This window comes from Arthrobacter sp. B0316-1-20, assembly GCF_059091865.1.
This window is the reverse complement of sequence record NZ_JBNHHC010000004.1, coordinates 231,063-247,418: the sequence shown is the minus strand read 5'-3', so window position 1 is coordinate 247,418 and position 16,356 is coordinate 231,063. Positions and strand designations below refer to the sequence as shown.

Sequence of the window (16,356 nt, the reverse complement as noted above, 5' to 3'; positions counted from 1 at the left end):
GTGGGTTCGGCTGGCTGGCTCACCGCAGCACCTCGGCGATTTCGGCCGTGCTGATCCGCTTGCCGGTGTAGAACGGGATTTCTTCGCGCACGTGGTTCCGAGCGTCGGTGTAGCGCAGGTGACGCATCAGGTCCACCAGGTCGATCAGCTCGGGAGCTTCCAAGCCCAGGATCCATTCCCAGTCGCCCAAGGCGAACGATGCAACGGTGTTGGCGAGCACCTGTGGGAAGTCACGGCCAAGCACGCCGTGGTCGCGCAGCATCTTGCCGCGCTCCTCGGCCGGCAGCAGGTACCACTCGTAGGAGCGCACGAACGGGTAGACGCAGAGCCAGGCTTCAGGCTCCTTGCCGAGGGAGAAGGCCGGCGCGTGGTTCTTGCTGAATTCCGCGTCGCGATGGACACCCATTGCGGACCAGACCAGCTCGGTGGAGGCGAACAGTCCGGTGCGGCGGATGGTGCGGACAGCTGCCTGCAGCTCGTCCGGCTGCGGGCCGTGCAGCCAGATCATCACGTCGGCATCTTCACGCATGGCGGACACATCGTAGGCGCCGCGCAGCGTGACGTTGCGGCCGGCCAGTTCTGCAACCGTGTCATCGAACGCTGCCGCGGCGGAGGGATCGACCGGCTCACCGGTGCGCTTGAAAACCGTCCAGAGGGTGTAAAACAGCTCCTCGTCGATGCCGCCGGCGGCGGGGGATGCTGACTCTGACTTTACCGATTGGCTCATGCTTACCAGTCTGCCTTCTGATCGTAATTAACCGAAAACTTTACTTCTACACATTGTAGAAGATCAGGCTGCGGGTTGCAGCCGGGCGGCGAGCTCCCGCGAGCGGCGGCGCGCATCGCCCACCACCGCCACCAAACCGGTGCCCGCCAGCCACGCGCCGGTCACGTCCATCCCGGCATGGGCGGCCAGTTCGCGGCGTACGGCAGCCACGCGGTCCCGGTGCCCCACCGTCGCGGACGGCAGCGCACCGATCCAGCGCACCACCTTCCAGCCCACCACGTCGTCGTCGCCGATGCCCACGCCCATCAGCGAGCTGGCATCCGCCAGCGCCTGCCGGTAGAGCTCGTCGTCGTTCCAGCCGGTGAAGTCCTCCGCGCCCTGCTGCCCCACCGCCCGGCCGTAGGACAGCCGCAGCACGTGGCTGCCCGGACCGGCATCGTCTGCCAGCCACGGCCACTTGGCGGTGGCATGGGTGAGCGCCTTCGCCTTGACGTTCCGCACCGAGGGCGCCACCAGCAGACCGGTGCCGCGCGGCATCGCGTCCAGCTCCGGCAGGTCCACCACCAGCGTCACCAGGGCCACCGAGGGACCCGCTTCGGGTTCCAGCCCGGCCAGGCCCGGCACCGTGCCAGCCAACAGGCGGACCGCGGCGCCGCCGTCGGCGGCCATCATCACCGCGTCCGCCGTGAAGGTGCCCGCCGCCGACTCCACCGACCACCCGCCGTCGTGCTGGGAGACGGACGTGGCCGCCGCGCCGGCATGCAGCGAGACATGGCGGGTCTTCAGGTCGGCCAGCAGCGCCTCGGTCAGCCGTCCCATTCCGCCGGCAATGCCGGCCACGTTGGAACCGGCCGGGGCGGCCTTACGGATGGCACCTACCGCGGCAGTCAGCGACCCGTGCGAGGCCACCGAGGCGCGCAGCCCGGGCATCACCGAATCCACTTCCAGCACATCCGGATCCGCCGAATACACCCCGCCGACCACCGGCGCCACCAGTTTCTGCAGCACGCCATCGCCCATCCGGGTGCGCACCAGCTCGCCCAGGCTGAGCTGCTCGCGGCGCAGCAACGATCCCAGCGGCATGACCTTGTCGCCGGAGGCGCGCAGCGCAGCCCGGCGTCCGATGGCCCGCACCACGTCCGGATCCAAGGGGTCCGCCGGGATGCCCAGCACACCGGTCTTCGGCAGCCGCTGCGCTCCGTCCGGCAGCTGGATCCAGGCACCGGCGGGGTTCGGCTGCACCAGGTCGGCACCCAGCCCCAGCTCCGCGGCCAGGTCGGAGACCACGCTGGAGCGGGTGGCGAACGACTCGGCGCCGGCGTCGAGTGTCAGCCCGCCCACTTCGTGCCGCGTCACGCAGCCGCCGAACCGGGGGCTGCGCTCCAAAACCGTCACGTCGACGCCGGCCAGCGCCAGTTCGCGAGCGGAAACCAGACCGGCTATTCCGCCACCGATAACGACGGCGGTGCTCGGTTTGGGCTTCCGCCCGCCCTGCCGCTCAGGGCGGCGGGGTTCGTGCTGCTGGGCGGGGTGCTGCATGGTTACGGGGCCACCGAGTGGATCAGTTCGACCACGCGGGTCAGTACCTTCGGGTCAGTTTCCGGCGGCACGCCGTGGCCCAGGTTGACCACATGGCCGGGAGCGGAGCTGCCGGCGGCCAGCACATCGCGGACATGGGACTCGAGCACATCCCACGGTGCCGACAGCAGCGCCGGATCGATGTTGCCCTGCAGCGGCGTGCGGCCGCCCAGTCGGCGGTTCGCCTCGTCCAGCGGCAACCGGTAGTCAACGCCGATCACGTCGGCTCCGACATCGCGCATGGCGACGAGCAGTTCGGAGGTGCCGGTGCCGAAGTGGACCAGCGGGACGCCCAGGTCGCGGACATGGTCAAGCGCGCGGATCGACGCCGGTGCCACCCGCCGCCGGTAGTCCGCCAGCGACAGCGAACCGGCCCAGGAATCGAAGAGCTGCCCGGCGCTGGCTCCCGCTTCCAGCTGGGCGCGCAGGAACTTGCCGGACGCGTCGGCGGCCCAACCGGTCAGCGCGTTCCAGGTCTCCGGGTCCGAATGCATCATGGTGCGCGGGCCCAGATGGTCGCGGGACGGCCGGCCCTCCACCATATAGGCCGCGAGCGTGAACGGTGCGCCGGCAAACCCGATCAGCGGCTTCTTGCCGAGCTCCGCCACGGTCAGCCGGACCGCTTCACGGATCGGCTCCAGCGCCTCGTCCGTCAGCTCCGGCAACTTCGCGACGTCGGCCGCGGTGCGGATGGGTGCGCCCAGGACCGGCCCCACGCCGGGCACGATGTCCACGTCCACCCCGGCCAGCTTCAACGGGATGACAATGTCGGAGAAGAAGATTCCGGCATCCACATCGTGGCGCCGCACCGGCTGCAGCGTGATCTCGGCGGCCAGTTCCGGCTTGAGGCAGGAATCGAGCATGGCGATGCCCTGGCGTGCTTCCCGGTATTCGGGCAGTGACCGCCCGGCCTGCCGCATGAACCAGACAGGACGGCGGCTCGGCTTGCCGCCGCGGTAGGCGGTGATCAGGTCGGAATCAGCGGTACGCCCGTCCAGCAAGGGATGGGAAGCATTCAGTGTCATGACATAGATTCTCATCCAGCAGCCGCACTTCTGGCCAACCCGGTGGAACGCCACCCCGCCGTTGGCCCGGCTTCCGTCAGGCCGGAGTGGCCAATCTCACCGCCGCCGGTGCGGCCGAAGGCAGGTTAACACAGGGTTAATGGGCGAAGCTTGAAGGAGCTGAGGCTTCCTTCCCGCTAAGATAGAGGCGCTGTGGTCTTACTTTCACTCGTTGCAACTCATTCCAAGGTCGATCTGGAAACGGTGGCCCGCCTGAGCGCCGGCACCTCCCAGATCGATACCGGCGTGCTCGCAGACGGCTCCCCGGTCTCCGGCGCCGTTGTCCTGGCCACCTGCAACCGGGTGGAAGTGTACTGCGAGGCCGAGAGCGAATCCGATCTGGAATCCGCGCGCGCCGCGATCATCGAACAGATCAGCCGCAGCTCGGGCCTGGACGAATCACTGGTTGCCGACTCCTTCGACCTGAATACCGGCGAGGATGTTGCCCGCCACTTGTTCGCCGTCGGGGCGGGACTCGATTCGGCCGTCGTGGGCGAACGCGAGGTGGCTGGCCAGGTGCGCCGGGCGCTGATCGAAGCACAGGAGAAGGGCACCGCCAGCGGCGGACTGGTCCGCTTGTTCCAGACCGCGTCCCGCACCGCCAAGGATGTCGGCACGCAGACCGCCCTCGGCGGCCGCGGACTCTCGATCGTTTCCGTCGCCCTCGACCTGGCCACGGATCTGGCCGCCGACAAAGACTGGTCGGGCAAGCAGGTTGTCCTCTTCGGAACCGGCGCGTACGCCGGAGCCACCATGGCGCTGCTGCGTGAGCGCGGCTGCACCCAGATCAGCGTCTATTCCTCGTCCGGACGCGCCGAGACCTTCACCGACACCCGCGGCGGCACCCCGTTGACCCATGCCGCACTGGGCCCGGCCATCGCCGCAGCCGACGTGGTCATCGGATGCAGCGGCGGTGACAACCAGGTCAGCGCTGACCGCGTGGCCGACGTACGCACCGGCGTCGACAAGCCGCTGACCATCATTGACCTGGCGCTGAGCCACGACTTCGACCCTGCCGTTGGCAACCTCGAGGGTGTGGAACTGATCACCCTGGAATCCGTGCGCATGGCCGCACCCGAGGAGCAGGCGGAATCGGTCCAGCAGGCCGCGGAAATCGTGGCCACTGCAGCCCGCAGCTTCGAAGCCAGCCAGCAGGCACGCAGCGTGGACTCGGCCATTGTGGCACTGCGCAAGCACACCATGCAGGTGCTGGAGAACGAACTGGAGAAGGTTCGCTCCCAGCACGGCTGCACCGGCCCGGCCCAGGAAGTCGAATTTGCCATGCGACGCATGGTCAAGCAGTTGCTGCACTTGCCCACCGTGCGGGCGCGCGAACTGGCCGCCAACGGCGAGCAGGACCGCTACATTTCCGCGCTGGAAGCACTGTACGGCATTACCGTGGAGGAGCCGGCGCTGCCGGCAGCCGCGGATGCCGCCTCCTGTCCGGTGGCAGTGCTGCACGACGACGACGCAGCCACCGCCTGATCCGCCGCTTCAGCATGCCCGGCCTGGCCTCAGGTTGGCGGGAGGGGCCTCAGTACACCGGCTTGGCTGGCTCTACGTCCCTGACCCACGCCAGAATTCCTCCGTCAAGGTGGGACACCCGCGTGTAGCCCTGCGCCAGCAGGCTCTCCAGCACTTCGGAGGAGCGGACTCCCGACTTACAGTGGAAAACCAGGTCCTGCTCCCGCGGCAGGTCATCAATCGCCTCGCCGGACAGGATCCGGCCCTTCGGGATCACCACCGCACCGGGAATGCTGACTACCTCATACTCGCCGGGCTCCCGGACATCAATCAACTGGAAGTCCCGCTTGCCGGCATCGCGGTCGGCCAGCATCCGGGACAGGGTGCGGGCGTCCACGGCGTGGTCGCTGTCCACTTCACGCGCCGGCGCCACTCCGCAAAAGGCCTCGTAGTCGACCAGCCGGGTGATCGGCTCGGCGTCCGGGGCCTTGCGCACTTTCAGCTCACGCCAACTCATCTGGAGGGCGTTGAAAACCAGCACCCGGCCCAGCAGTGTTTGCCCGATCCCGGTGATCAGCTTGATCGCTTCGTTCACCATCACCGAGCCGATCTGGGCGCACAGCACTCCTAGGACGCCACCCTCGGCGCAGGACGGCACCGAGCCGGGCGGGGGCGCCTCCGGGTAGAGGTCGCGGTAGTTCGGACCGTAGGCATCCCAGAAGACGCTGACCTGTCCGTCGAATCTCAGGATGGAACCCCACACGTAGGGCTTGCCCAGCAGCGCGGCGGCATCGTTGACCAGGTACCGGGTGGCGAAATTGTCCGTGCCATCCAGGATCAGGTCATAGCCGGAAAAGATCTCCAGCGCGTTGCCGGAGTCCAGCCGGACCTCGTGCAGCACCACATCCACGCCGGGGTTCAATGCCAGAATGCTGTCCCGGGCGGAGGCTGCCTTGCTGCGCCCCAGGTCGGCCATGCCGTGGATGACCTGCCGCTGCAGGTTGCTGGCCTCCACGTCGTCGTCGTCCACAATGCCAATGCGGCCCACACCGGCTGCGGCCAAGTACAGCATGGCAGGTGAGCCCAGGCCGCCGGCACCGATCACCAGGACCTTGGCGTTCTTCAACCGGAGTTGGCCCGTCATGCCTACTTCCGGAATGATCAAGTGCCGCGAGTACCGTTCGGTTTCGTCTCTGCTGAGCGATGCCGCCGGCTCCACCAGCGGCGGCAGCTGCCCGGGTTCCTGGGTGGTCATTGTTCCAATCTACGCCGCTGAACCGTTACTGGTGCGTAAACTGGTCGGGACTGACACCTACTGCATTGTGGCGCCACGGCACTGACCGCGCGCCGGAAGAGGCCGTGTATCGCCGTGACTACAGAACCCCGCCCCGCTGCCAGACCCACCCGCCTGCCCCGGGAGGAACGGCGGCGCCAGTTGCTGCAGGCGGCGCACGAGGTGTTCGTGGCCAATGGCTACCACGCGGCGGCAATGGACGAGATCGCCGACGCCGCACACGTGAGCAAGCCGGTGCTCTACCAGCACTTCCCGGGCAAGCGGGAACTCTACCTGGCACTGCTCGACCACCACTTGGAATCGCTGAACGCCATGTTGATGGCGGCCTTGAATTCGACCACGGACAACAAACTGCGCGTGCACGCCACCATCCGGGCCTACTACCAGTTCATCGCGCAGGACAGCCAAGCACACCGGCTGGTCTTCGAATCCGATCTGAACAACGATCCCGATGTCAGCTCCCGGCTGGAGGAGTTCAACGCCAGACTGGCCAGCGCCATCGCCGATGTGATCGCCGAGGACACCAAGCTGTCCGAGGTCGAGGCGACGCTGCTGGGCCGTGCTCTGGCCGGCATGGCGCAGATCAGTGCGCGGCACTGGCTGCGTGCCGGCGGCGACCTTGACCAGGATGCCGCCAGCGAACTGATCTACCGTTTAGCTTGGCGCGGAATTTCACGCTTCCCGAAGGAACCCTAGGATAGATTCGCCAGTAGGGAACCTACCCGCAAAAAGCATTCAAGCAGGAGGCATCAGCGTGGAAGTCAAGATCGGCATGCAGAACGTCGGCCGTGAAATCGTGCTCGATTCGTCGCAGTCCCCGGACGAAGTGGCCGAGATTGCCAGCAAGGCCATGAACGGCGGTGCCGAACTGCGCCTGACCGATGCCAAGGGACGCCTGGTCATCATTCCGTCCAATGTGCTGGCCTACGTTGAAATCGGCGCCGAAGGTCCGCGCCCAGTCGGTTTCGGCGCGCTCTAGCCGTCATGGTCCCGCTGGTCCTGCTGGTGCTGGTAGCCGCCGCCGTCGGCTTCACGGCTTGGGCTGTGGATTCACGCCGGAGCGCGTACGGCGTGCTGCTGCTGCCCGGCATAGCGGTGGCGGCGGCGGTGCTGCTCTGGTTCATCCTGATGACCGCAGGCGTGGCTTCCGAGCCAAGAGTGCACTACCTGTCATGGCTGCTGCCCATGGCGGTGTCCGTTCCGGCTGCGTGGGCCGGTGCTTGGTTGATCGGGCGCCGCCGGGTGCAGCGGGACACCGAGCGCCTGACCGCCCTGCTGGGCTGAGCCGGGCTACCGCGGGTAAGCCTCCGGGTCCGCGTCGGCGGACAGCTTCCGCGCCAATACGCTGACGGCTGCCGCCGCGGAGACGTCGCGCGTCGTGACTTCGGCGTCGGCGTCGTGCGAGGTGAACCGCAGGAAAACCTTGTTGTACCGCCAGTCCAAGTCCGGGTGGTGCTTCTGCTCCTCGGCAAGGTCGCCCACGGCGGCAATGAAATTCAGTGCCTCGCGCCCGTTGTCCAGCGTGAACACGCTGACCAGCGCTCCGCCTGCATAGCGCCAGTGCGGCAGCCCGAGGAGCTGCCGGTCGATCTCTTCGCTGCTCAGCACGTCCTTGGCACGTCCCACGTTGTCCTCCCGGTCTGCTGCAGGGCTAGGTCCGGCCGCCTTGGCACCGCTGCGAAAGCCAGCGCGTGGCCTCGAACGGCGGCCACCGTCAGCCTACCGGCGATCCCACCAGCTTTGAAGGGTTCGCCTCACGCCGTCAGGCCCAGGTCGTTCATCCGCCGGGAGTGGTTCTGGGTCAGCTGCGCAAAGAGTTCTTCGGTGGCGCGCGCCTGCCGGTCCGGATCCTGTCCACGCATCAGCTCGCTCAGGACGGCACGCTCAATCCCGATCCGCTGGGCCTGGGTCAGGGCCTCGCCGACCAGACGGCGCCCCCACAACGCCAGACGCGAGGACAGGCGCGGATCGTCGGCCAGCACCTGCTTGAGCCGGGCCGCGATCATGGAAATCTGTTCGGTGTTTTCCTTGATCCGGGCCACCAGCTTCTGTGTCTCGTCGTCGAGCGCTCCGGCGATATGCAGGTAGAAGTCGCCCAGCACACCGTCGGTGACGTAGGCCTTCATCAAGGATTCGTACCAGTCGGCCGGCCGCGTCCGGTCATGGAAAGCATCGATGGAGGGCTGGAACGGGGCCATCGCACTTTCCACGTCAACGCCGAGTTGCTCCAGCTGCGCTGCCACTGCCTCGAAATGTTCAAACTCGGTCACGGCAAGCCGTCCCACCGCGGCGCGGTCGTGCAGGGTGGGCGAAAAGCGGGCGTCGGAGGAAAACCGTTCGAAGGCAGACAATTCGCCGTAGGCCATCACGCCGTACAGATCGATCAGGAATTGCCGGCGGCGGTCGGAATCCTCTCCGGCCGCCGCGGGCACGGTGCTCTCGGTGCTCATGAATTCAAGAGTAGCGTCCCATTTCGACCCGGCTGCCGTTAGGCTAACCCTGTGCCGTCCCCGCATTTGGATTCGCAGGTCAATGAGTCCCAGCATCTGTTGGCCCGGGTGCTCAATGACCTGCGCACAGAGTTCGACCTGCCGCAGGAATTCGACGAGGGCGCACTGGCCGAAGCGGAGGCCGCCGTTGCCGCCCACCAACTGCCGCAGACCGATCTGACGTCGCTGGAGTTCGTCACCATCGACCCGCCGTCGTCTACCGATCTGGATCAGGCAATGTTCATCGAGTCGAGCGAGGACGGTTACACGGTCTGGTACGCGATCGCCGACGTTCCGTCCTTTGTGGCGGCCGGCGGGGAACTGGATGCCGAAACGCGGCGGCGAGGCCAGACGATTTACGCACCGGACGGGCGGATACCGCTGCATCCGGACGTCATCGGCGAACAGGCCGGGTCGTTGCTGGAGGACCAGGTGCGGTCGGCCTATGTGTGGCGCTTTGAGCTCGACGCCGGTGCCCGCGTCACCGCGGCCACGGTGGAGCGTGCAAAAGTGCGGTCCCGGGCCAAGTTGAACTATGAGCAGGTCCAGCAGGACATCAATTCGGGCGACGCGGCCCCCACCCTGCTGCTGCTGAAGGAAGTCGGCCTCAAGCGCGTAGAACTGGAACGCGAGCGAGGCGGCGCCAGCATCAATGTTCCGGACCAGGAAATCGCCCACGACGGCCGGCACTACTTTATTGTCACCAAACCCCCGCTGCCGGTGGAGGATTGGAACGCGCAGATCTCGCTGATGACCGGGATGGCCGCGGCAGAGATCATGCTGGAGGGCAAGATCGGCATCCTTCGCACGATGCCGGGCCCCGATGCCGAGGCCGAAGCCCAGTACCGCCGGCAGACCGAGGCCCTTGGTTTTCCGTGGCCGCAGGACATGGCCTACGGGGACTACCTGCGCAGCCTGGATACCACCGATCCTCAGCAACTGGCCCTGATGCATGCGGCCACGACGCTGTTCCGCGGCGCCGGCTACACGCCGTTCGACGGCGAAGTGCCCGCCGAACAGCTTCAGGCAGCCATAGCCGCACCCTACGCTCACACCACCGCTCCGCTGCGCCGGCTGGTGGACCGGTTTGTCCTAGTGATCTGCCACGCCCTGTGCGCCGGTGAACCGGTGCCGCAGTGGGCACGGGACGCACTGGACGAGTTGCCCAAGCTGATGGCGGCCTCAGACCAAGTGGCAGGCCGGATGGACCGCGCCGCGCTGGATGCGGTGGAAACGGCGCTGCTCAGCCACCGGGTCGGCGAGGAGTTCGACGCCGTCGTCATTACCGGCACCCGCAGCCCGGGCAACGGAAATGGCAACGGAAACGGCAGTTCAAACGGCAGCGCGGACGGCAGCCAAGGCAACCGCAACGGCACCGGAAACGGGAAAGTCCTGGTGGCAGGCCGCGGTAAAGGCAACGGAAATAGCAATGGGCAGGGCAATGGCACCCCGGAACCTTATGGCGTGGTCCAGCTCAGCGATCCGCCGGTCACCGCCCGCTGCTCAGGAGTCCTGGAGGCCGGCGCCACGGTGCGCGTCCGCTTGGCCGTGGCAGACATTGAAGAACGGCGCCTTCGCTTCGAATTGGCCGACCGATAGCTTCCCTCGGTGCGCCGACAAGCCCGGTTTGCCCATCACCGGTAGACTTAATCGTGTAGTACTGGATGCCCGGTCGTTGATTGAGTGAATTGAATCCATCAACAGATCAGCCCCTACGCGATCTTAAACCTTCTGGTTGCCTTTCCCGGCCGGCCAGGAAAGCAGTTGTTAGCCCGCGATCGGCTTCCACTGGTTGCGCCACGCTTCCGCTTTGTTCCGCTGCCGCATCATCTGTGGCAGGACCGTTGAGCACCGGCGGCGTCGGCGCCTGAATGAACGGTATGTAATTGAACACTGACAACATCCAAGTGGGCGGCGAACAGCTCATCCACGCTGACAACAGCGCCGAAGAACTCGCCGTGGAGGCCTCGCTGGCCTCCGACGAACGCCCGCACGAACTGCCCAAGCAGACCTTCGCCGATTTCAATGTTCGCGCGGACATTGTGCGTTCGCTTTTCGACGCCGGCATCACCCATCCCTTCCCGATCCAGGCCATGACCCTGCCGGTGGCTTTGGGCGGCCACGACATCATCGGCCAGGCCAAGACCGGCACCGGCAAGACCTTGGGCTTCGGCATCCCGGCCCTGCAGCGGGTCGTTGGGCCGGATGACGACGGCTACGACAAGCTTCCGGTTCCCGGCGCGCCCCAGGCCCTGATCATTGTGCCGACGCGCGAACTGGCCGTACAGGTCAGCAACGACCTCACCACTGCTTCCAAGCAGCGCAATGCGCGCGTTGCCGTCATTTACGGCGGCCGCGCCTACGAGCCGCAGATCGAGATGCTGCAGCGGGGCGTGGAGGTCGTAGTCGGCACGCCGGGCCGGCTGATCGACCTGCACCGGCAGAAGCATCTGAGCTTGAAGAACGTCCGCATTGTGGTGCTGGACGAAGCCGACGAAATGCTGGACCTGGGCTTCCTGCCGGACGTCGAGACCCTGCTGGCCGCTACGCCAGCCGTTCGCCAGACCATGCTCTTCTCCGCCACCATGCCGGGACCCGTCATCGCCATGGCCCGACGGTACATGACCCAGCCGACGCACATCCGTGCCGCCGACCCGGACGACGAAGGCATCACCAAGAAGGACATCCGTCAGGTTGTCTACCGAGCGCACAACCTGGACAAAGACGAGGTGGTGGCCCGCATTCTGCAGGCCGAAGGCCGCGGCCGGACCATTATCTTCACCAAGACCAAGCGCACCGCTGCCAAGCTGTCCGAGGAACTGGTGGACCGCGGTTTCGCCGCCGGCGCCATCCACGGCGACCTCGGCCAAGGCGCCCGCGAACAGGCGCTGCGCGCCTTCCGCAACAACAAGGTGGACGTGCTGGTTGCCACCGATGTTGCCGCCCGCGGCATCGACGTGGAGGACGTGACGCACGTCATCAACTTCCAGTGCCCCGAGGACGAAAAGACCTACCTGCACCGGGTGGGCCGCACCGGCCGCGCCGGCAACAAGGGCACCGCCGTCACGTTCGTCGATTGGGACGACATGCCGCGCTGGGGCCTGATCAACAAGGCGCTGGGCCTGGACGTTCCGGAACCGCAGGAGACCTACTCCTCGTCGCCGCACCTGTTCGCCGACCTGAACATCCCCGAGGGCACCAAGGGCCGGCTGCCGCGCAGCCAGCGCAAGCTCGCCGGCATTGACGCGGAAAAGCTCGAAGACCTCGGCGAGACCGGAAAGCGCCCCTCGCGTTCCGGCGGCCAGCGTCAGGACGGCGGACGCGGCGGTTCGCGCCGCGCCGGTGCGCACCAGGGCGGCCCGCAGGGCCGGTCCGACTCGGGCAACCGCCGGCAGCGCCGCAGTGGCGAGGAAGCCACGGCCGCTGGCACGGCCGAGAGCACGGCCGGTGTCTCCGCCGAGAAGCCCCGCCGGAAGCGGTCGCGCACCCGCCGCCGCAACGGCGAGGTCGTCACCGAGGCGGCCAAGCAGGGCACCGACGGCGCCAGCGGGGAATAGTGGCCGACGTCCAGTGGACGCAGGACGGCGGCTCGCTGGTAGTCAGGGCGGACAACGCCGACTTCCTGCCCACGCTGCCCGACGGCGCCTTCACCATGATCTATCTGGACCCGCCCTTCAATACCGGGCGGGTCCAGCGCCGGCAACAGACTTCGATGGTCCGCAGCGCCGACGGCGAAGGTGACCGCATCGGGTTCAAGGGCAGGTCCTACCAGACGGTCAAAGGCACGCTCGCCAGCTACGATGACGCCTTCGACGACTACTGGTCGTTCCTGGAACCGCGTTTGTCCGAAGCCTGGCGGTTGCTGGCCGACGACGGCACGCTGTACCTGCATCTGGACTACCGCGAGGTGCATTATGCCAAGGTGCTGCTGGACATTCTGTTCGGCCGCGAGAGCTTCCTGAACGAGATCATTTGGGCTTACGACTACGGCGCCCGGGCGCGCAATCGCTGGCCGGCGAAGCACGACAACATCCTCGTCTATGTGAAGAACCCGAAGGCCTACCACTTCGACAACACCGAAGTGGACCGCGAGCCCTACATGGCACCGGGCTTGGTGACGGCGGAGAAGGCCGCGCGCGGCAAACTTCCCACCGATGTCTGGTGGCACACGATTGTCTCCCCCACCGGACGGGAGAAGACCGGCTACCCCACGCAGAAGCCGGAAGGACTGCTGCGCCGGATGGTGGCCGCCAGCAGCCGGCCGGGCGACTGGGTACTGGATTTTTTTGCCGGCTCAGGGACCCTCGGCGCGGTGGCAGCCCGCATGGACCGGCGGTTCGTGTGCGTTGACCAGAACCCGCAGGCCATCGACGTCATGCGCAAACGGCTGGGTGACCATGCCACGGTCATCGACGCCGGCGAAGCAGCCGTCGTCGGGGCCGGTGAAGCAGCTGCGCTGCCGGCTACCTGACCCAGCGTCAGCGGCCGGCCGGCACCGGCAGGACGTCGAAGCAGCCTAGACAAAAGCGGGGCCCGGGACCAGTTACACGAACTGGTCCCGGGCCCCGCCGTTGTTCCGGAAGAGGGTTCCGCGGAAGGCAGCTAGATGATGCTGCGGCCTTCGCGGCGGGATTCGGCCCATTCCTTGAAGAAGCCGCGGGAAATGACATACAGCGTGCCGGCCACGATGACCGGCCAGATGAGGACGTAAACAGTCAGGAGCAGAGTCTCCATGAAGGTCTCCTTACTTCAGGGCCGCGGTATGGCCCGCGGCTTCGGAATCGGTAGTGGAGGTCGCAGGCTCGCTGGGGTCGAAGTCGCCGATCCGCTGCTTGATGGTCTCGAAGTCAAACTCCATGGTGCTGCGTGCCGACATCAGGTAACACACCACGGTGCTGACCGCGTAAGCGACCAGCGACCCGCTCAGCACGGCGTAATCGTGCAGGTTCCCGATCGCGAACGGGGCGGCAATGACGGCGCCGGCAGCAGCGATGATCTTGGCCCACCTGAGCCCGAAGAAGCCAAAGGCCATCAGGCCCAGCACCACGCCGATGCCGATCACGGAGATGACGTCAAAGAAGATGCCGACCGCGCCGTCCATCGGCAGCCAGCCGAACCGCACCGGCAGGAAGAACGCCAGCGCCACCAGCACAGACACCGTGAAGGCCTTGTTGGTGACCTTCTCCCAGTAGAAACTGGCAATCACCGGGAAGACCAGCGCGCCCCACAGGGCTCCCACAAAGACCAGCAGATCCAGAATGCTCATCTGCCCGCTGGCGAAGTAGAGCGCGGCCGCGGTGGCCACGATCATGGTCACTCGACCCACCAGGAGCATGGTCTTGGCGTTGGCCTTTCCCTTGCCCACGGTCTGGCCATAGATGTCGGCCATCATGATCGATGACAGTGCCGAAAGGTCCGAGTCGGCTGTTGAGGAGAGCGCGCCGATGATCATGATCAGGAAAACACCAAGCAGGATCGGATGCAGGTACGTGGAAGCCATTTGCGGGATCAGGTTGTTCAGATCGCCGCCAGCAGGAGCCAGGCCGAGATAAAGGGCCATGACGCCGAGCATTCCGATGCCGATCACGGTGGCACCGTAGCCCACGGTGGCCGTGACAAAGGTCTTCTTGATCAGGTCCTCACGCACGGCGAAGAGCCGCTGCGCAATGGTCTGGTTGCCAATGGCATAGGCCAGCACGGCCGCGATGTAGGGCGCGCCCTGGTTCAGGAAGGCCTCGCTGGAGAAGAAATTGGACTGCTCCGCCGTCAGGTTCTGTGCGCCCGCTTCAAACAACCCCGGTCCGCCGGCCGCAAAGAAGACCGCAGGGATGATCACGACGACGGCGCCCAGCATGGCCAGCACCTGGGCAAAGTCGGTCAACACTGAAGCACGGAATCCCGACCAGAGGGTGTAAAGCAGCACGCCGGCTGCCACGGCGATGACGCCCTGGCCGAAGCTGAACGGAGAGAGCAGCGCCACCAGCGCGCCACCGGCGATGAAGTTAGAGGTCAGGCTGATCAAACTGCCAACCACGTTGGAGCCGGCCAGCATCAACTGGCTGGAACGGCCGTGGCGGACGTACATGACTTCCGCCAGTGTGTGGGCCTTCGGTGCCACCGCACGGATCCGCCGGCCGAAGGGGTAGATGAACAGAATCATCAACGCTCCCCAGAGGCCGTAGTGGATCGGCCCGGAGATACCGTAGGTATAGCCCGAGGTAGCCGACGCATACATCGACGACGCCCAGATCCAGGTTGCCGTCATGCTGGCCGCCGAGATGCCAAATCCCAGCTTGTTGCCGGCGGTCATGTAGCCGTCGGCGTTCTCTTTCTTTTTCCCGATGAGGGCAGACATCAGGAGCGTGCCGCCATAGAACAGCACTAGCAGCAGAATCACGGTCCAGCCGCTGAGTTGGTAGAAATCCGCATTTTCCTGCGTCATTCCATTCCTCTCGTTCACGGCCAGCCCACCGGATGCCAGCCAGACTAAGTGCGCGCCGAGCGATCAGGCTCGATTGCCATGTTGTCCGGCACAGTGCATCGGACCGAGGAATCCGGTGGAGGATTCGAAGCGCGCTGTCCCGCCCGGAACTGACCCGGACCTTAGAGGCCGCCGCGTGTTCACGGCACAAAAATGACGGCGCATCGTCTCTCGCGCCGCCCTGCACAGGCAGTTGCTGTCTGTCAGTCAACTGCGGGACATGGGATGCCCGTCGGGACAGTTTTTCCGGATCTTAGACATCGGAAACTTGCCCGGAGGAGCATCAAGTGCAGCAAGACTCTAACAGTTTTGACCTGTACTGCCGAGTAACGGCCATAACCAAGCCGTAACCCATTCAGCGGGCGAGGCGTCCTGGAAGGTAGGCGTCCGTTCCGGTGCCGAGCGACAGGATGCGGTCCAGCATCGCCGGATCGGTGGTGTTTTCGCCCAGCCGGTTCGGCTTGCCTGCACCGTGGTAGTCGCTGGATCCGGTGACCAGCAGATCGTGCCGGGCTGCCAGTTCGCGCAGCCTCAGCCTGCCCACTTCGGGGTTGTCGCGATGGTCGATCTCCACGCCCGCCAGACCGGCGTCAATCATTTCCATGATGACGGCGTCGCCCACCACGCGGCCCCGGCCGCTCGCCACCGGATGCGCGAAGACCGGCACTCCCCCGGCTTCCCGGACCAACGCGACGGCGGTGGCCGGGTCAGGGGCGTAATGGGATACGTAATAGCGCGAATGGGAGGTCAGGATCTGCGCGAAGGCTTCGCTGCGGTCGGACACGATCCCTGCAGCCACCAACGCATCGGCAATATGCGGCCGACCGATGGTTGCTCCATGGCCGACGCGCTCAGTTACTTCCGTCCAGGTGATCGGGAAGTCCTCGGCGAGTAGCTCCACCATGCGTTCGGCCCGGGTCAGACGGGCGTCGCGGGCCTTGTTGATCTCGGACAGCAGTCCGGGATGGCCTGGATCCTGCATATAGGACAGGACATGCACACTGATCCCCTCCACCGTCCGGCAAGTGACTTCCATGCCCGGCACAAACCCTATGCCAGCGTCGACGGCGGCGGCACGTGCCGTGTCCCACCCGGCGGTGGTGTCATGGTCGGTCAGCGCCACCACATCAAGGCCGGCGGCTGCAGCAGCCCGTATCACTGCGGCGGGCGGCTCGGTGCCGTCGGAAACCGTGGAATGCGTGTGCAGGTCGATCATCACAGCACCCAATTTACGCCAGGACCTCCGCGGACGGCGGATG

General features: G+C 66.2%; 16 protein-coding genes. 7 read left to right on the top strand and 9 right to left on the bottom strand.

Annotated elements, in window-relative coordinates:
- Positions 1-19 precede the first annotated feature (19 nt).
- The 3 genes from hemQ to hemE all read right to left on the bottom strand — a co-directional run bounded on the left by hemQ (position 20) and on the right by hemE (position 3,330).
- A complete protein-coding gene (hemQ, locus tag AC5RW2_RS08595; RefSeq protein WP_493962936.1) occupies positions 20-727 on the bottom strand; it encodes a hydrogen peroxide-dependent heme synthase in 708 nt (235 codons plus the stop codon).
- A 63-nt stretch (positions 728-790) separates the two neighbouring features.
- Positions 791-2,266, bottom strand: a complete 1,476-nt coding sequence (gene hemG, locus AC5RW2_RS08590) for a protoporphyrinogen oxidase (protein WP_493962937.1) — start codon at positions 2,264-2,266, stop codon at positions 791-793.
- A 2-nt stretch (positions 2,267-2,268) separates the two neighbouring features.
- Complete coding sequence (gene hemE, locus AC5RW2_RS08585) at positions 2,269-3,330, bottom strand: uroporphyrinogen decarboxylase (RefSeq protein WP_493962938.1); 1,062 nt, start codon at positions 3,328-3,330, stop codon at positions 2,269-2,271.
- A 192-nt stretch (positions 3,331-3,522) separates the two neighbouring features.
- Between hemE and AC5RW2_RS08580 the strand changes: the two genes are divergently transcribed.
- Positions 3,523-4,854, top strand: coding sequence for a glutamyl-tRNA reductase (locus AC5RW2_RS08580; RefSeq protein WP_493949711.1), 1,332 nt, complete (start codon positions 3,523-3,525; stop codon positions 4,852-4,854).
- Positions 4,855-4,903: 49 nt separating this feature from the next.
- On the opposite strand, the gene moeB is transcribed toward AC5RW2_RS08580, so the two are convergent.
- On the bottom strand, positions 4,904-6,088 hold the full coding sequence (gene moeB, locus AC5RW2_RS08575; protein WP_493962939.1) for a molybdopterin-synthase adenylyltransferase MoeB: 1,185 nt from the start codon (positions 6,086-6,088) through the stop codon (positions 4,904-4,906).
- Positions 6,089-6,202: 114 nt separating this feature from the next.
- Between moeB and AC5RW2_RS08570 the strand changes: the two genes are divergently transcribed.
- From AC5RW2_RS08570 to AC5RW2_RS08560, 3 genes are read left to right on the top strand one after another with little or no spacing between them, the layout of a single operon-like run.
- Positions 6,203-6,823, top strand: a complete 621-nt coding sequence (locus AC5RW2_RS08570) for a TetR/AcrR family transcriptional regulator (protein ID WP_493949709.1) — start codon at positions 6,203-6,205, stop codon at positions 6,821-6,823.
- A gap of 58 nt (positions 6,824-6,881) precedes the next feature.
- On the top strand, positions 6,882-7,106 hold the full coding sequence (locus AC5RW2_RS08565) for a DUF3107 domain-containing protein (protein ID WP_493938610.1): 225 nt from the start codon (positions 6,882-6,884) through the stop codon (positions 7,104-7,106).
- Between the two features lie 5 nt (positions 7,107-7,111).
- Entirely contained in the window at positions 7,112-7,411 is a 300-nt protein-coding gene (locus tag AC5RW2_RS08560; RefSeq protein WP_493949708.1) for a hypothetical protein, read from the top strand.
- A 6-nt stretch (positions 7,412-7,417) separates the two neighbouring features.
- Here AC5RW2_RS08560 and AC5RW2_RS08555 read toward each other — a convergent pair whose 3' ends face one another.
- Both AC5RW2_RS08555 and AC5RW2_RS08550 read right to left on the bottom strand, forming a co-directional pair.
- Positions 7,418-7,753: a 4a-hydroxytetrahydrobiopterin dehydratase gene (locus tag AC5RW2_RS08555; protein WP_493949707.1), complete on the bottom strand. Its 336-nt coding sequence runs from the start codon at positions 7,751-7,753 to the stop codon at positions 7,418-7,420.
- A gap of 128 nt (positions 7,754-7,881) precedes the next feature.
- Positions 7,882-8,577 (bottom strand): ferritin-like fold-containing protein, encoded by a 696-nt coding sequence (locus AC5RW2_RS08550; RefSeq protein WP_493949706.1) that lies wholly within the window; start codon positions 8,575-8,577, stop codon positions 7,882-7,884.
- A gap of 51 nt (positions 8,578-8,628) precedes the next feature.
- On the opposite strand from AC5RW2_RS08550, the gene AC5RW2_RS08545 reads away from it, so the two are divergent.
- From AC5RW2_RS08545 to AC5RW2_RS08535, 3 genes are all read left to right on the top strand, one after another.
- The gene (locus AC5RW2_RS08545; RefSeq protein ID WP_493962940.1) at positions 8,629-10,215 is read left to right on the top strand and encodes an RNB domain-containing ribonuclease; all 1,587 of its coding nucleotides are present in this window, start codon (positions 8,629-8,631) and stop codon (positions 10,213-10,215) included.
- A 326-nt stretch (positions 10,216-10,541) separates the two neighbouring features.
- Positions 10,542-12,173, top strand: a complete 1,632-nt coding sequence (locus AC5RW2_RS08540; RefSeq protein ID WP_493963154.1) for a DEAD/DEAH box helicase — start codon at positions 10,542-10,544, stop codon at positions 12,171-12,173.
- On the top strand, positions 12,173-13,087 hold the full coding sequence (locus AC5RW2_RS08535; protein WP_493949704.1) for a DNA-methyltransferase: 915 nt from the start codon (positions 12,173-12,175) through the stop codon (positions 13,085-13,087). The genes AC5RW2_RS08540 and AC5RW2_RS08535 overlap by 1 nt, the downstream gene beginning before the upstream one ends.
- 131 nt (positions 13,088-13,218) lie before the next feature.
- Here the strand turns inward: AC5RW2_RS08535 and AC5RW2_RS08530 are convergent, their stop codons facing one another.
- The 3 genes from AC5RW2_RS08530 to AC5RW2_RS08520 all read right to left on the bottom strand — a co-directional run bounded on the left by AC5RW2_RS08530 (position 13,219) and on the right by AC5RW2_RS08520 (position 16,316).
- Positions 13,219-13,350: a putative transporter small subunit gene (locus AC5RW2_RS08530; protein ID WP_240691681.1), complete on the bottom strand. Its 132-nt coding sequence runs from the start codon at positions 13,348-13,350 to the stop codon at positions 13,219-13,221.
- A gap of 10 nt (positions 13,351-13,360) precedes the next feature.
- Complete coding sequence (locus tag AC5RW2_RS08525; RefSeq protein WP_493962941.1) at positions 13,361-15,058, bottom strand: sodium:solute symporter family protein; 1,698 nt, start codon at positions 15,056-15,058, stop codon at positions 13,361-13,363.
- Positions 15,059-15,452: 394 nt separating this feature from the next.
- Entirely contained in the window at positions 15,453-16,316 is an 864-nt protein-coding gene (locus AC5RW2_RS08520; RefSeq protein WP_493962942.1) for a PHP domain-containing protein, read from the bottom strand.
- Positions 16,317-16,356 lie beyond the last annotated feature (40 nt).

Coding starts and splice junctions, on each gene's coding strand:
- hemQ (WP_493962936.1), bottom strand. CDS start 727: ATGAGCCAATCGGTAAAGTCAGAGTCAGCATCCCCCGCCGCCGGCGGC.
- hemG (WP_493962937.1), bottom strand. CDS start 2,266: ATGCAGCACCCCGCCCAGCAGCACGAACCCCGCCGCCCTGAGCGGCAG.
- hemE (WP_493962938.1), bottom strand. CDS start 3,330: ATGACACTGAATGCTTCCCATCCCTTGCTGGACGGGCGTACCGCTGAT.
- moeB (WP_493962939.1), bottom strand. CDS start 6,088: ATGACCACCCAGGAACCCGGGCAGCTGCCGCCGCTGGTGGAGCCGGCG.
- AC5RW2_RS08560 (WP_493949708.1), top strand. CDS start 7,112: ATGGTCCCGCTGGTCCTGCTGGTGCTGGTAGCCGCCGCCGTCGGCTTC.
- AC5RW2_RS08550 (WP_493949706.1), bottom strand. CDS start 8,577: ATGAGCACCGAGAGCACCGTGCCCGCGGCGGCCGGAGAGGATTCCGAC.
- AC5RW2_RS08530 (WP_240691681.1), bottom strand. CDS start 13,350: ATGGAGACTCTGCTCCTGACTGTTTACGTCCTCATCTGGCCGGTCATC.
- AC5RW2_RS08525 (WP_493962941.1), bottom strand. CDS start 15,058: ATGACGCAGGAAAATGCGGATTTCTACCAACTCAGCGGCTGGACCGTG.